15 protein-coding genes and 2 tRNA genes are annotated in these 14,400 nt (G+C 71.6%); 7 read left to right on the top strand and 10 right to left on the bottom strand.

Annotated elements, in window-relative coordinates; translation table 11 throughout:
• Positions 1–17 precede the first annotated feature (17 nt).
• The 6 genes from ACZ56V_RS07945 to ehuB all read right to left on the bottom strand — a co-directional run bounded on the left by ACZ56V_RS07945 (position 18) and on the right by ehuB (position 4,182).
• Positions 18–91 (bottom strand) — tRNA-Lys (locus tag ACZ56V_RS07945).
• 101 nt (positions 92–192) lie between these two features.
• Positions 193–951 carry an IclR family transcriptional regulator gene (locus ACZ56V_RS07940; protein WP_468940479.1) on the bottom strand — a complete coding sequence of 253 codons (759 nt, stop codon included), beginning with the start codon at positions 949–951 and terminating at the stop codon, positions 193–195.
• 181 nt (positions 952–1,132) lie between these two features.
• Positions 1,133–1,918 carry an ectoine/hydroxyectoine ABC transporter ATP-binding protein EhuA gene (gene ehuA / locus ACZ56V_RS07935; protein WP_059300561.1) on the bottom strand — a complete coding sequence of 262 codons (786 nt, stop codon included), beginning with the start codon at positions 1,916–1,918 and terminating at the stop codon, positions 1,133–1,135.
• Positions 1,908–2,558, bottom strand: a complete 651-nt coding sequence (gene ehuD, locus ACZ56V_RS07930) for an ectoine/hydroxyectoine ABC transporter permease subunit EhuD (protein WP_356361414.1) — start codon at positions 2,556–2,558, stop codon at positions 1,908–1,910. Before ehuD ends, ehuA begins: the two co-directional genes overlap by 11 nt.
• Complete coding sequence (gene ehuC, locus ACZ56V_RS07925) at positions 2,555–3,256, bottom strand: ectoine/hydroxyectoine ABC transporter permease subunit EhuC (protein ID WP_398910625.1); 702 nt, start codon at positions 3,254–3,256, stop codon at positions 2,555–2,557. Before ehuC ends, ehuD begins: the two co-directional genes overlap by 4 nt.
• Entirely contained in the window at positions 3,253–4,182 is a 930-nt protein-coding gene (gene ehuB / locus ACZ56V_RS07920) for an ectoine/hydroxyectoine ABC transporter substrate-binding protein EhuB (protein ID WP_398910626.1), read from the bottom strand. The genes ehuC and ehuB overlap by 4 nt, the downstream gene beginning before the upstream one ends.
• A gap of 107 nt (positions 4,183–4,289) precedes the next feature.
• On the opposite strand from ehuB, the gene ACZ56V_RS07915 reads away from it, so the two are divergent.
• Positions 4,290–4,787, top strand: a complete 498-nt coding sequence (locus tag ACZ56V_RS07915; RefSeq protein WP_468940184.1) for a DUF3830 family protein — start codon at positions 4,290–4,292, stop codon at positions 4,785–4,787.
• Between the two features lie 205 nt (positions 4,788–4,992).
• Here the strand turns inward: ACZ56V_RS07915 and ACZ56V_RS07910 are convergent, their stop codons facing one another.
• Together ACZ56V_RS07910 and ACZ56V_RS07905 are read right to left on the bottom strand one after the other, a co-directional pair.
• Positions 4,993–6,387, bottom strand: a complete 1,395-nt coding sequence (locus ACZ56V_RS07910) for an amidase (protein WP_468940181.1) — start codon at positions 6,385–6,387, stop codon at positions 4,993–4,995.
• 36 nt (positions 6,388–6,423) lie between these two features.
• Positions 6,424–7,395, bottom strand: a complete 972-nt coding sequence (locus ACZ56V_RS07905; RefSeq protein ID WP_398910630.1) for a D-2-hydroxyacid dehydrogenase — start codon at positions 7,393–7,395, stop codon at positions 6,424–6,426.
• Between the two features lie 188 nt (positions 7,396–7,583).
• On the opposite strand from ACZ56V_RS07905, the gene ACZ56V_RS07900 reads away from it, so the two are divergent.
• Together ACZ56V_RS07900 and ACZ56V_RS07895 are read left to right on the top strand one after the other, a co-directional pair.
• Positions 7,584–8,486, top strand: a complete 903-nt coding sequence (locus ACZ56V_RS07900; protein ID WP_398910632.1) for a maleate cis-trans isomerase family protein — start codon at positions 7,584–7,586, stop codon at positions 8,484–8,486.
• Positions 8,483–9,214 carry a maleate cis-trans isomerase family protein gene (locus ACZ56V_RS07895; RefSeq protein ID WP_398910633.1) on the top strand — a complete coding sequence of 244 codons (732 nt, stop codon included), beginning with the start codon at positions 8,483–8,485 and terminating at the stop codon, positions 9,212–9,214. The genes ACZ56V_RS07900 and ACZ56V_RS07895 overlap by 4 nt, the downstream gene beginning before the upstream one ends.
• A gap of 82 nt (positions 9,215–9,296) precedes the next feature.
• On the opposite strand, the gene ACZ56V_RS07890 is transcribed toward ACZ56V_RS07895, so the two are convergent.
• A complete protein-coding gene (locus tag ACZ56V_RS07890; protein WP_467378288.1) occupies positions 9,297–9,488 on the bottom strand; it encodes a peptidoglycan-binding domain-containing protein in 192 nt (63 codons plus the stop codon).
• 307 nt (positions 9,489–9,795) lie between these two features.
• Here ACZ56V_RS07890 and ACZ56V_RS07885 point away from each other — a divergent pair, with 307 nt between their 5' ends.
• From ACZ56V_RS07885 to ACZ56V_RS07870, 4 genes are all read left to right on the top strand, one after another.
• Positions 9,796–11,361 carry a polysaccharide lyase family 1 protein gene (locus tag ACZ56V_RS07885; protein ID WP_398910636.1) on the top strand — a complete coding sequence of 522 codons (1,566 nt, stop codon included), beginning with the start codon at positions 9,796–9,798 and terminating at the stop codon, positions 11,359–11,361.
• Positions 11,362–11,511: 150 nt separating this feature from the next.
• Entirely contained in the window at positions 11,512–11,859 is a 348-nt protein-coding gene (locus ACZ56V_RS07880; protein ID WP_210975326.1) for a hypothetical protein, read from the top strand.
• A gap of 152 nt (positions 11,860–12,011) precedes the next feature.
• Entirely contained in the window at positions 12,012–12,608 is a 597-nt protein-coding gene (locus ACZ56V_RS07875; RefSeq protein WP_467378283.1) for a bifunctional DNA primase/polymerase, read from the top strand.
• Positions 12,599–12,672, top strand: a tRNA-Lys gene (locus tag ACZ56V_RS07870). The genes ACZ56V_RS07875 and ACZ56V_RS07870 overlap by 10 nt, the downstream gene beginning before the upstream one ends.
• 334 nt (positions 12,673–13,006) lie before the next feature.
• Here ACZ56V_RS07870 and ACZ56V_RS07865 read toward each other — a convergent pair.
• Positions 13,007–14,359 (bottom strand): M6 family metalloprotease domain-containing protein, encoded by a 1,353-nt coding sequence (locus tag ACZ56V_RS07865; protein WP_468940174.1) that lies wholly within the window; start codon positions 14,357–14,359, stop codon positions 13,007–13,009.
• Positions 14,360–14,400 lie beyond the last annotated feature (41 nt).

Raw genomic sequence — 14,400 nt, 5'->3', positions numbered from 1 at the left:
AGGGGGCCCTTCCGCTGTGCGCCGCCAGGGACTCGAACCCCGGACCCGCTGATTAAGAGTCAGCTGCTCTAACCAACTGAGCTAGCGGCGCATGACTCCCGCCGTCCGCTTCCCGCGGTCGGCGACGACGAAAATACTACCCGGTCCCGAGCAGTGCTCGTGACCAGCCCCGGACCGGCCGCCGGACACCCCCTAGATCGCCAGGGACAGCAGTACCGGTGCCGCGCTCCGGTTCAGCTCGTCCGCGGCCCGGCGCAGCCGGTGCGCGTGCTCGACCGGGAGCGACAGGGCCAGGCAGCCCACGGCGGAACCCGCCGTGATCGGCACGGCCGCGCAGACCGTGCCCACCGCGTACTCCTGGAGGTCGAGGACGGGCACGGTGGCCGGCTGGGACTCCAGCCGGGACAGCAGCAGCTTGTCGCTGGTGATGGTGCGCGAGGTCAGACGGGCCATCCGGTGCCGGGACAGGTGGTCCCGGCGGCCGGCGTGGTCCAGCTGGGTCAGCAGGGACTTGCCCACCGCGGTGGCGTGCGCCGAGACGCGGAAGTCCACCCACTCGTTCACCCTGGGCGTGGCCGGGCTGTCGGCGTACTGGGTGACGCTGACCTCTCCGTCGACGTACCGGCTGATGTAGACGGCGGCGCCCACCGAGTCGCGCAGCCGGTCCAGGGTGCGCTGGAGCTTCGCGCGCAGGGCCTCCTCGCGGCCGTGCGCCGAGCCGAGGCGGGCCAGTACCTCCCCGGTGACGTACACGCCGTCGGCGGTCTGCTCGACGTAGCCCTCGCGGCGCAGCATGCGCAGGAGCGTGGTCAGCCGCTCCCGGTCGAGGCCGCTCCCGCGGCCGATCTCGGTGTCAGTGACACCGGAGGTGTGCCGCGCCACCGTCTCCAGGACGCGCAGGGCGTCCTGGGCCGAGTGGTGCGGCGCGGTCGGCTGGTGCTGCAGCGCCACGGTGGTCTCCCCCTGCGCTCGCTGGTGCATCCCTGCGTTCACGATAGCCGCCAAGAGGCGCCTCGTGAGGGGGTGTTGACCGGATTCCGGCGCCCTCATCTGCGACGCAGGCCCACCGGCATATGCCGACGGCCTGCCCCAGCGTCGCGACCTCGGTCGTTGGGGCAGGCCCGCCGCGCAATTACAGGACCGCGCTGAGAAACTCCCGCGTCCGGTCGTGCTCCGGCTCGCTGAAGATCTTCTCCGGCGCTCCGGCCTCGATGACCCGGCCCGAGTCGAACATCAGCACCTGGTCCGATATGTCCCGGGCGAAGTTCATCTCGTGGGTCACGCACAGCATGGTGATGTCCGTGCTGCGGGCGATGTCCCGCAGCAGGTCGAGCACGCCCGCGACCAGCTCCGGGTCGAGCGCCGAGGTCACCTCGTCGAGCAGCAGCACCTTCGGGCGCATCGCCAGCGCCCGGGCGATCGCCACCCGCTGCTGCTGGCCGCCGGAGAGCTGGGCCGGCCGGGCGTCGCACTTGTCGGCCAGGCCCACCATGTCGAGCAGGCCCTTGGCCCGCTCCACCGCCTCGTCCTTGGACATCCCGAGCACCGTGACCGGTGCCTCGGTGATGTTGCGCAGGACGCTCATGTTCGGGAACAGGTTGAACTGCTGGAACACCATCCCGATCTGCTTGCGGACCTCGCGCCGCTCCTTCTCGGTCGCCGGGAAGAGCTTCTGCCCGTCCACGGTGATCGTGCCCTCGTCGGGCTTGAGGAGCGTCATCAGCAGCCGCAGGATCGTCGTCTTGCCCGAACCGGACGGGCCGATCAGGGTGACGTGCTTGCCGGCGTCGACGGAGAAGTCCAGGTGGTCCAGGACCGTGTTGTCCCCGAACCGCTTGGTGACCTGCTCCAGGCGGATCAGCTCGCCGGAGCTGCGCTCGGGGCTCTTCTCGGGGTTGGGGAGGGTGTCAGTGGGCAAGGCGTCGCTCCAGGGCTCGCAGGGCAAGGGAGGCCAGGTAGGAGATGACGATGAAGGCCACGCCGATCACCGTCAGGGGCTCGGTGAACTGGAAGTTCTGCTGCGAGAACAGCCGTGCCTCGCCGAGCATCTCCAGCACCGTGATCGCCATCAGCAGCGGCGTGTCCTTCAGCATGGAAATCACGTAGTTGCCGAGGGCGGGGGCCACCCGGCGGATCGCCTGCGGCAGGATGACCGCCGTCCAGGTCCGCCGCAGCGGCAGGTTCAGCGCCGTCGCGGCCTCCCACTGACCGACCGGCACCCCCTCGATGCCGGCCCGGTAGACCTGCATCGTGTACGTCGAGTAGTGCAGCCCGATGGCGACCACACCGGTGGTGAGCGCCGAGAAGGTGATGTTCCACTCGGGCAGCACGTAGAAGAGGAAGAACAGCTGCACCAGCAGCGGGGTGTTCCGGATGAACTCGGTGACCACACCGACCGGCCAGGTCACCCAGCGGGTCGGCACCCGCATCAGCAGCGCCCACACCAGGCCGACGCCGAACGAGACCAGCGAGCCGAGCACCAGGATCTGCAGGGTGACCAGCAGGCCGTCCCAGAAGTGCGGCATGAAGTCGGAGACCGCGCTCCAGTCCCATTTCACGACACACCACTTCCCTCAGGCACGCGCACGGCCGCCGTCTTCTTCTGCGGCGCCTTCCCGACGCCCGCCTTCAGCTTCTTCTCCAGGCCGCGCATCACCCGCGTGAGCAGGAAAGCGATCACGAAGTAGATCAGCAGCACGTACGTGTAGATCTCCGCGCTCTCCTGCAGCGCCAGGCGCACCAGGTTGGCGCTGAAGGCCAGGTCGCCCATGCCCATGATCGAGACCAGGGCGGTGCCCTTGAGCAGTTCGATCAGCAGGTTGGAGAAGGACGGGATCATCTCCGGCACCGCCTGCGGCAGCAGGATCAGCTTCATCCGCTGCCAGGGCGTGAAGCTGAGCGCGATGCCGCCCTCCTTCTGCGCAGGGTCGACCGCGGCCAGCGCGCCGCGCACGATCTCGGAGCCGTACGCCCCGTAGGTCAGGCCGAGCGCCAGCGTGCCCGCCCACATCGGCACCAGCTGCCAGCCGAAGGCCGGGGGCAGAACGAAGAAGACCCAGAAGATCATCACCAGCGCCGAGGTCCCGCGGAACACCTCGGTGTAGAAGCCCGCGAGGAAGCGGACGATCCACAGCCGGTGGGTGCGCGCGATGCCGACCACGAAGGAGACGGCCGCCGCCAGCAGCGAGCTGAAGAAGAGCAACTGGACGGTGACCCAGACGCCCTGGAGTACGAGTTCCCACAGTCCCGAGGTCATCCGCCGCAGAGCTCCTTCGCGGTCAGATCGGTCATCTCGTTCTGGGTGAAACCGAAGGGCTTGAGGATGCGCAGCAGTTCGCCGCTCTTCTTGAGCTTCTGCAGCTCGACGTTGAAGGCGTCCCGCAGGTTGGTCTCGTCCGGACGGAAGGCGAAGGCCCCGCCGTCGACGTGCGGTTTGCCGTCGACGAGCGGCGCGAAGGGCTCGGTCGCCTCGGCCTTGCTGGACTTCTTCACCACTTCACGGACGGTCAGCGCGGTGCCCGCGAAGACGTCCACGCGCCCGGACTCGACGGCGTTGAGTCCGGCCACCTGGTCGGGGACGATCAGGATGTCGTCCTCCTTGTACCCGTGCTCCACCGCGTAGGCGATCTCGGCGTAGCCGGTGCCGGTCGCGAACTTGGCCTTCTTCTTGACGACGTCCCGGTAGTTGTGCAGCCCGAGCGGATTGCCCTTGCGCACGATGTACGCGTCGAGCATCTGGTAGTCGGGGTCGGAGAAGATGACCTGCTGGCAGCGTTCGGCGTTGATGTACATCCCGGCCGCCACGACGTCGAACTGCTGGGACGCCAGGCCCGGGATGAGGGAGCCGAACTCGGTCGGCACGGGCTGCACCCGGTCCACGCCGAGCCGCTTGAAGATGACCTTCGCCAGCTCCGGCGCCTCGCCGGTCAGCTCGCCGTTCTTGTCGATGTACCCGAAGGGGATCTCGCCGGCGATGCCGAGCCGGGCGACACCCTGGGCCCGGAGCCGGTCGAGCAGGTCACCCCCCTTGACGTCGGACGCGGTGGCCACCCGCGAGCAGCCGGCCGCCCCCAGCGCGCCGAGCGCCGCGACCCCCGCGAGCAGCGACCGGCGAGTGGGCCCGGCTGTCCTGGACCTCAGGTCGGATATACCCCTTGGTGGGGTTCTGTGTGGTGGAGCCATGGGCGCGCAGCTACCCGAAGGGGGGCATGTTATGCCGATCTTTTTCAGTCCGATACATCGGCCCGGCGCTCTTGACCGCGGGGCCGCGGGGCACTGCCATGGAGGGCATGGCTGATCGCTTCATCGAAGTCTCGCTGGTCAAGCGCGGAATCACCTGCACGGCCCAACTGCTCGACGACCGGGCCCCGATCACCTGCGCGGCCGTCTGGGACGCGCTCCCCCTCGGCGGCGACGTGTACCACGCCAAATACGCCCGCAACGAGATCTATGCCCTCTTCCCACCCTTCGCGACATCCGAGCCCCCGCTGGAGAACCCGACGGTAACGCCCATTCCGGGCGACCTGTGCTATTTCGCCTTCGCGGGTGCCGAGTTGGGCACGAAGGCGTACGGCTACGACCGCGAGGTCCGCCCCGGCACCACCCTCGTCGACCTCGCCCTGTTCTACGAGCGCAACAACCTCCTCCTCAACGGCGACGTCGGCTGGGTCCCCGGCACCGTCTGGGGCCGCATCACGGAGGGCCTGGACGAGATGGCCGAGGCCTGCAACGACCTGTGGCGCACGGGAGCGGCGGGAGAGACGCTCCGCTTCCGTCGGGCCCCCTGAGCTGCGGGCGGTCGTGCCTCCCCCAGTGCCTGAACAGCCTGGGAGGCACCCTCAGGCGGCGCGGGTGGGCGGTGGGGGTACCTCCCGCTCATGGGGGTCCCCCCGCGCGAGCGCAGCCGAGCGTGGGGGAGAAGCCGAGAGTGGGGGAGGCACCCCGCAAGCGCCGGGCCGCGCGACCCACCCCCCGCCCACCCCACGCCGGTCATTACTGGACCGACGTACCCGCCGCCCCCGCCTCGTACAGCGCATGCGCAGTCCTCAGCACCAGATCGTCCCGATGCCGAGCCGCGACGATCTGCACCCCCACCGGCAACCCGTCCCCGTCCACCCCCACCGGCACCGTCGCCGCCGGCTGCTGCGTGAGATTGAACGGATACGTGAACGGCGTCCACCCCGTCCACCGCCGCTGCCCCGACCCCTTCGGCACCTCCACCCCCGCCTCGAACGCCGTGATCGGCAGCGTCGGCGTCACCAGCAGGTCGTACGCCTGGTGGAAGACGCCCATCCGCCGCCCCAGCTCCATCCGGACGTCCACCGCCGCCAGATAGTCCAGCGCCGAGTACCGCGCCCCCGCCCCGACGATCTCCCGCAGCCCCGGGTCCAGCAGCTCCCGCTGCCCCGCCCTCAGGTGCTGCACCACCCGCGCCGCCCCGCTGAACCACAGGGTGTGGAAGGCGTCCACCGGGTCCGTGAAGTCCGGGTCGGCCTCCGTCACGTACGCGCCGAGACCCGCCAGCCGCTCCACCGCCCGCCGCACCGCCCCGGCCACCGCCGGACGCACCGCCACCTGCCCGCCGAGCGAGGGCGAGTACGCGACCCGAAGCCCCCGCACCCCGCCCGACAGGGCCTCGGTGTACGACCCGGGGGCCGGACCCAGCGCCGACCAGTCCCGGGCGTCCGGGGTGCCGATGACGTCCAGCAGCAGCGCCGCGTCCGCCGCGTCCCGGGTCATCGGACCGACGTGCGCGAGCGTGCCGAACGCGCTCGCCGGGTACAGCGGCACCCGGCCGTACGTCGGTTTCAGGCCGAAGATGCCGCAGAAGGAGGCCGGGATGCGCACGCTGCCGCCGCCGTCCGTGCCCAGCGCCAGCGGCCCCGCCCCGAGCGCCACGGCCGCCGCGGCACCTCCGCTGGAACCGCCCGCGGTACGGGAGGGGTCGTGCGGGTTGCGGGTGACGCCGGACAGGGGCGAGTCCGTCACGCCCTTCCAGCCGTACTCCGGCGTCGTGGTCTTGCCGACGAACACCGCGCCGTGCTCGCGCAACCGGGCGACGGACGGCGCGTCCTCGTCCCAGGGGCCGTCCGGGGAGACGGCCCGGGAGCCGCGCAGGGTCGGCTGACCGCGCGTCAGCAGGATGTCCTTCACCGTGACCGGCACCCCGTCCAGACGTCCGCACGGCTCCCCGCGGCGCCACCGCTCCTCGGCGCGCCGGGCCTGGTCCAGCGCCTCCTCACCGGTCAGCCGGACGAAGGCGTTCACCTCCGGCTGGATCCGCTCGGCCCGTTCCAGGACCGCCCGGGTCGCCTCCACGGGGCTGAAAGCGCCCTTGCGGAAGCCGTCGACGAGCTGTACGGCGGTCAGCTCGGTGAGGTCGGTCATGCGGCACCCTCCCGCGGGTCGGTGACGTCGGCGACGTCAGTGTCCGGGCACGTATCCACGCTTCTTGTCGACCACGTTGGCCAGCGGTCCGCCCGCCGCCCAGCTCTCGAACAACTCCACGAACTGCGCGCCCAGTTCGTCCCGCCAGCCGATCGTGTCCCCGCTCATGTGCGGCGAGACGATCAGCTCCGGCACCTCCCACAGGGTGCTGTCCGGCGCCAGCGGCTCGTGACTGAGCACGTCCAGGGCGGCGCCCGCGATCCGGCGCGCGGTCAGCGCCTCGACCAGGTCCTCCTCGACGACCAGTTGTCCCCGCCCCACGTTCACGAACCGGGCGGAGGGCCGCATCAGCCCGAACCGCCGGGCGTCGAACATGCCGCGCGTGTCGTCGGTGAGCGGTGCCGCCGCCACCACCCAGTCGGCCCCGGCCAGCAGCCGGTCCAGCTCCTCGGTCCCGTGCACACCGGGGCGCGCGGTGCGGCCGACCAGCGCGGTGGTGATGCCGAGCGCCTCCAGCGTGCTCGCGACCGCCCGGCCGATCGGGCCGGACCCCACCACGCAGGCGCGTGTACCGGCCACCCGCGTCGACTCGCGGTGGCGCCAGGTCCGCTCGCCCTGGAGGCGCAGCGTCGTGGGCAGGTCCTTGGCCATCGCCAGGACGAGCGCGGCGACGTACTCGGCGATCGGCCGGTCGAAGACACCGCGCGCGTTGGTCACCACCGTGTCCGACACGGCCAGCTCCGGACACATCAGATGGTCCACACCGGCGCTCGCCGTGTGCACCCAGCGCGGGCGCGGACCGCCGCCCGGCCAGGCCTCGCGCACCGCGTGCGAGGTGAAGTCCCACACCAGCAGGACGTCGGCGTGCGGCAGCCGCTCGGCCAGCGTCGCCGCGTCGGCGTGCTCGATCCGGGCCCGGCCGGTCAGCCGGCCCAGCCGGGGCGGCGGCTCGGCGTCCAGGACGAGCAGGGTCGGCAGAGAAGCGGGCGCGGGCGGGGACGTGGTCATCGGCGGGCCTGTCTCCGGTCGGTGGAAGCGGGGGCGGTTCGGGTGTTGACGCGGAAGTTAACCGGCTGTTGACCTGGGAGTGATGCGAGCGGATTGACCACGCTCGCACCGGAACCTACCTTCGTCAACACGGCCGTGCGTAACGGTGCGTTGCCCTCTCCTTCCTCAGTGTGAGGCCGGTGCGTGCCATGGACATCTCCTTTCTCGGCGGACCAGCTCCGCAACGCGGGGTCGGCGTGGTCGCCCCGTTCGACTTCGCACTCGATCGCGAGCTGTGGCGATGGGTGCCCGACGAAGTGTCACTGCACATGACCCGGACGCCCTTCGTGCCCGTCGAGGTCAGTCTGGACCTCGCCCGGATGGTCAGCGAGCACGAGACCCTCGGCGAGGCGGTGCGCACCCTCAACGCCATCGCGCCCCAGGTCGTCGCCTATGCCTGCACCTCGGGCAGCTTCGTCGGCGGCATCGCCGGGGAACGCGCCATGTGCGAGGCGATGACCTGGGCGGGCGCGGTCCCCTCCGTCACCACCTCCGGCGCGCTGCTCGACGCGCTGACCGAGCTGGGCGTACGCCGGGTCGCGCTGGTGACGCCGTACACCGTGTCCGTGACTCGGGCGCTGGAGGCGTACGTCGCCGAGGCCGGCGTCGCCGTCACCGGCTGCGCCTTCATGGGACTGACCCGGCACATCTGGAAGGTCCCCTACCGCGACGTGGCCGACATGGCGCGCCAGGCCGTGCCCGCGCCGGGAGCGGCGGACGCCCTGTTCATCTCCTGCACCAACCTCCCCACCTACGACGTCATCCCGCAGCTGGAGGCCGAGCTGAGGATCCCGGTGATCTCGGCCAACCAAGTGACGATGTGGGCGGCACTGCGCCGACTGGGTACCCCTGCGGTGGGGCCGTACCAGGCGCTGACCGATCCGGCCGCGCGCATCGGCCCCGCGGCGACGGGTGCGGCCGGTCCCGCGGTGGTGGGACCGGTGGGCCCCGTCGACCCCGCGGTGGCGGGCCCGGTCGGACCCGCGGCGGCGGACATGCCGGGCGTCGGTGACGGCCCGGACACGGAACAGCAGCAGGAAGGGTGGACATGACAGCACTGGGATTCCTGTACCCGGGCCACTCCGGCGAGGACGACTACCCACGCATCGAGCAGCTCCTGGGCAGCGACATCCGGGTGGACCTGGTGCACACGGACATCGGCGAGGACGCCCACCGGGTGGACGCGCTCCTGGAGATGGGCTCGCCGCGGCGGCTGGAGGCGGGCGTGGCCGAACTGCGGCTGGCCGGCGCCGACGCCGTGGTGTGGGCCTGCACCAGCGGCAGCTTCGTGCATGGCTGGGACGGCGCCCACGAACAGGTGCGCGCCCTGGCCAAGGCGGCGGGGATGCCGGCCTCGTCCACCTCCTTCGCCTTCGTGCACGCGGCGAAGGAGATCGGGGTGCGGCGGGTCTCGATCGGCGCGACCTATCCGGACGACGTGGCGCGGATCTTCGCGGACTTCCTGGGCGCCGCCGGCATCGAGGTGGCCGACGTCGTCAGCTCGGGCATCATCACCGCGGCGGAGGTCGGCACCTGGACCGAGCAGGAGGTGCTGGCGCTGGCCCGCGCCGCCGACCGCCCGGACGCCGGCGCGGTGCTCCTGCCGGACACGGCCCTGCACACGGCGGCCCACATCCCCGCCCTGGAGAAGGAGCTGGGCAAGCCGGTCCTCACCGCGAACCAGGTCACCGTCTGGGAGGGCCTGCGGCTGGCCGACCGCCGGGTCAACGCGCCGGAGTTGGGCGCGCTGTTCACGCGGGAGCCGGTGGTGCAGGCCTGAGGCGGGTGCGCCGGGGAACGGGCCGGGGGCGGGTCCGGAGCGAGGAGCCGCTCCGGACCCGCCCCCGGTGTCGCCGGACCGGTCAGGGCATACGCAGGGCCCACCAGGTGTCGGGGCCGACGATGCCGTCGACCCCGATCTTGTTGTGCCGCCGGAACGCCACGACGGCCGACCGCGTCGCCGAGCCGCGCGGGGAGCCGACACGGAAGAACCCCGGTCCGCGTGAGCGGAACCGGGGTTCTCGTCGAGCGCTGGGCAGGCCTTGCACCTGCATTTCCCCACGGGAAGTGGGGCGTCTTTCCTTGGACCACCAACGCAGTGCCCGTTGCGGGGAGTTGGTCCCCGTGGTCAGGCAAGATGATCGTACCGCAGCTCCGGGCGGGGTGCACATCGAGCGCCTATCGTTCATGTAGGTGGATGTTGATCGTCAATCTGAACGGCTGAGGCGCGTCTGAACTCTTGTCAGCTTTCGAAGCTCCCCCTATTCTCACGCCGAGAAAGCGCTTTCCGCCATCGCGCGATTGACATGATCACGCCATGGCGTCCGTTCCGGCATGTGAAGGCGAATGGGGAGACCGAGGATGAGACGACCAGTCGCGCTGCGACTCCAAGCGGCACTGGGCACGCTGGCCCTCGCGGCCGCGGCCGGTGTGGTGCTGACGATGCCCGAGGCGGCGGCAGCGGCCGGCGGCGCCACCGGCTACGCGACCCAGAACGGCGGCACGACCGGCGGCGCGGGCGGGCAGACCGTGCGGGCCACCACCGGCACCGCGATCCACCAGGCCCTGTGCGGCCGGGCCAGCAGCAGCACCCCGATCACCATCGAGGTCGAGGGCACCATCAACCACGGCAACACCAGCAAGGTGTCGGGCGACAGTTGCAGCACCGCGGCCGACAAGATCGAGCTGAAGCAGGTCAGCAACATCACGATCGTCGGAGTCGGCAGCGGTGCCGTCTTCGACCAGCTGGGCATCCACATCCGGGAATCCAGCAACATCGTCATCCAGAACGTGACCGTACGGAACGTCAAGAAGTCCGGCTCGCCCACCTCCAACGGCGGCGACGCCATCGGCATGGAGAGCGACGTCCGCAACGTCTGGGTCGACCACTCCACCCTGGAGGCCTCCGGCGGGGAGTCGGAGGGCTACGACGGCCTCTTCGACATGAAGGACAACACCCAGTACGTGACCCTGTCCTACAGCGTCCTGCGCAACTCCGGCCGCGGCGGGCTGATCGGGTCCAGCGAGAGCGACCGGTCCAACGGCTACGTCACCTTCCACCACAACCTGTACGAGAACATCGACTCCCGGACGCCCCTGCTGCGCGGCGGGATCGCCCACGTGTACAACAACCACTACAAGAGCCTGAACGAGTCCGGCATCAACTCCCGGGCCGGCGCCAAGGCCAAGGTGGACAACAACTACTTCGAGGACTCCAAGGACGTCCTCGGCACCTTCTACACCGACCAGGCCGGCACCTGGCAGGTCAGCGGCAACATCTTCGACAACGTGACCTGGTCCGAGCCCGGCGAGGACAACAACCCGGCCGGCCCGAACCCGCAGTCCAACACCACGGTGTCCATCCCGTACTCCTACAGCCTCGACGACGCCTCCTGCGTGCCGTCCGTCGTGGGCGCGACGGCGGGCGCGAACAAGGGGCTGAAGGTGTCGGACGGCAGCTGCACGCCGCAGAGCCCGGACCCGACCGACCCCACCGACCCGGACCCGACCGACCCCGGCCCGACCGACCCGACGGACCCGGACCCGACCGATCCGCCGAGCGGGACCAACCTGAGCGTCGGGGCGGGTGCCGACGGCTCGTCCAAGGCGAGCGGCACCAGCTACGGCAATGTGCGCGACGGTGACCTCGGCACGTACTGGTCCCCGGCCGGCACGACCGGTTCCATCTCCGTCAAGTGGTCCTCCGCGACCACCGTCGCCAAGATCAATATTCGGGAGGCGGCCGGCTCAGAGGGCACCATCGGCTCCTACCGCGTCGTCGACCACGACACCGGCGCCGTCCTGGCCTCGGGCAGCGGAGCCGGCGTGATCGGCTTCTCCCCGGTCTCGCTGGAGAAGATCACCTTCGAGATCACCGGCGCCTCGGGCACCCCGAAGATCGCCGAGTTCGAGACGTACGCGGGCTGACGCGGCCCGGCGGGCGGGGTGTGACCGGATCGCGGCTCCGGGCACACCCCGCCCTCTTGCGCGGGCGCGGGACAATGGACGGTGGCCCACTCCACCGGAGTGCCCCCGCACCCGGGGACGGGCCGTCGTCACGTACGAGGAGGAGAAGACATGGCGGAGCCCACGCCGCGTCGGCACGAACCGCGGCTACGCCCCGCGCCCCTGCTCTTCGAGCCGGCGGAGGCGGCCGCCGATCCCGAGCACTTCTTCGACCTCGAGTCGATCGACGACCCCCGGGCCCTGCTGGAGCGGGCCACCGAGCTGACCCACGCGTTCCGCGCGGCGGCGGACCGGGCGATGGAGTTCCAGGCGGTCGCCGCGGCGCAGCTGGCCGATCCCAGGCGGTTCGACCGGCTGACGGCCGCCGACATCGCCGAGCGCGCCGAGTGGACCGAGGACTACGCCAAGAAGATGGTCGAGTTCGGACGGGACCTGATGCGCGGCGAACCGGCCGAGTGAACCGGAAGCCGGCCATCGGGCAGCCCGGGCGGCCGAGTAGCCAGGGCGCATATGCCAGGAGGGTGGGCAAGATACTCCCCTCCCGGCCGCCGTGTCCCGGTTTCCGGTAACCCGGCGGAGCGGGTTCCTCACGCCGGGTAGACATGGGTGGCATGAGCAGCACACGCAACGCCACGCCCCATGTCTCGGACGTCACCTCGGACGGCGCCGCCTGGCTGGCCTCGGCGGGCGCGTACCCGCGCAGCACGCTCGCGCTCTGGGAGGAGCGGCCTGACGCTCCGGTCGTCCTGCCCTGTGGTTCCGCCTTCGACGTGGTGAGCGCTCCCGCGATCTTCGGCCGCCGGATGCTGGACCGGCTGTGGGACGACGGCCCGGGTTCGGGCCCGGTGGCGGAGTTCCGCGGCCGGATGCTGCTGTTCGCCGCGCCGGGCACCGCCCAGCGACTGCCGTCGCTGCTCGACTGGGAGGAGTGGGGCGCCCGCGGCCGGGAGGACGGCCGCAGGGGCGAGGTGCCGCCGCTGCTGTGCCACGGCTCCGGTGACGCGGTGACCGTACCGGCCCCCGAGGGGGCGCCCCCGCGCTCCGGGTCCCGCTGGCTGGTGGCCCCGGACACCCGCCAGCCGTGGCTGCCCGGCCCGGAGATCCTGCTCTGGGCGGCCGTGCGGGCGGCCCGCTCGGCGGTGCGGATTTCGATTTTTCCTCCCGCCGAGCAGGGTGCTAAGGTCTACGACGTCAGCAGGCGCCGCTAGCTCAGTTGGTTAGAGCAGCTGACTCTTAATCAGCGGGTCCGGGGTTCGAGTCCCTGGCGGCGCACGATGGCGATGGCGAGGCGTGTTCGCGGAAAGCGCGAACCTCCTCGCCATCGTTGTTTTTGCGCGGTTTCGCCGCGCGTTGTGGGGGCTTCGCCCCCCACACCCCCCTCGCGCGGTGGCCCGGGGATCGTGGGCTCGCGCAGGGGGTTGCGTGGGCCGGGGATGGGTGGGATGCCGGGGGACTGGTTCGCGTGGGTGTTGCCGTGGTCCAGGGGTCTGGCTCGCCCGCGTGGCTCGCCCGCCGCGGCCGTGGGTGCTTGGTTTGCCCGGGTGGCGCCCGCTGTGGCCGGGGGTGTCGGCTCGGGCGGGGGTCCGTGGGGTCCGGGGATGGGCGGTCAGCCGGGGGTGATCTGTACCGTCCAGGTGCCCGACTGTGTGCGGTCCTCGACCTTCACCCGTACGTTGTCGCCCGGCACCGTGAAACTCTCGCCGAGTGCCACCGGGGCGTCGGCGAGCGGGGGGTAGACCGAGTCGGCCCAGCAGGCCTCGGTGTCCGGGTGGGCGTCGATCACCTCGACCGGCCCGCCCCCCGACTCCGCCCCGCTGTGCACCCGGTACACCAGCACCCCCGCCCGGCAGGAGGAGACGTCGTTGCCGACCGGCGTGCGCACCTCGAAGGCGAGCGCGCTGCCCGCGCCGGTGCGCACCACCGCCAGCTTCGTGCCCCGCCCGAGGCCGAAGGCCGGCGCGCCGGCGGCGCCGGTCACCACCACCCCGGGGCCCGCCCCCAGCGGCTCCAGCGTCAGCCGGGTCGGCTCGTCGCCCCGCACGCAGGCCACCTGCCGGGGCTGCAGCCAGCCCAGCTTCCACTTGTGCCAGCCGAGCAGGTCGGGGGAGAGCCCGAACTGGCTGCCCATCAGGTCCCAGTCGCCGACGTGCGTGTCCCAGTCGCCCTTGCCGTCCACCGGCCGGTGGTACAGGTCGGGCAGGTCGAAGACGTGCCCCGTCTCGTGGGCCAGCACCAGCCGGTCCGGCGGATGGTTCTCGAAGACCGTGACCACCCGCCGGATGTCGGTGCCGTCGGCCCGCATCGGGGTGTCCAGGTTGACGACCTTCGTGGCGTCGGAGTCCACCCCGGGCGCGTCCGGGTCCGCGACGAAGTAGACGACGTCGTACCGGGAGAAGTCGACGTACCGGTCGGCAGCGGCCAGCGCGTCGCGCAGGTAGGCGGCCCGGCGCTCCGGGCTCCAGTCGCGCCGTATGGCGTACGACGTCGACGGGCTGGGCATCCGGATCCAGTCCCGCAGCGGGTGCGGGCGGAGCGTGAAGGCGCCGTAGGAGGCGCGCCGGAAGAAGTCGCCGGTGGCGGGGAAGTGGTCGGCGGCCAGTTCCGCCGGTGCCGTCAGTGGCTGGGAGTCGGGGAAGGACAGGAACACCATCACCGCGTCCAGGGTGCGGGCGGGCCGCGGGTACGTGGCGTTCCAGGCGTCCAGGCCCTCCGAGTGGTGCACGTCCGTGCGCTGGAGCGCGCAGGGCTCCGGGGAGAAGGGCTCGGCGACCGAGGGCGCGGTGATCAGCGAGGTCGCGGCGAGCGCCGACATCGTCGTGCACACCGCGGTGGTGCTGCGCAGCCTGGTCCGCGCCGCCCGCGCCGTGCCCGCCTCCCGGGGAGATCGCCTCAGGGGGAGCTGGCGCGGCACATGGACCTCCGGACGCGGTTGACGGGACACCGCGTCCAGCTTGTGCATGATTGTCGTATTGCGCCCTGTTCGCCTGCACCGGACGGGTG

The sequence above is a fragment of the Streptomyces sp. NPDC034099 genome, assembly GCF_055575415.1.
Note: the sequence above shows the minus strand (reverse complement) of the source record. Positions and strands in the feature narration are given on the sequence as shown.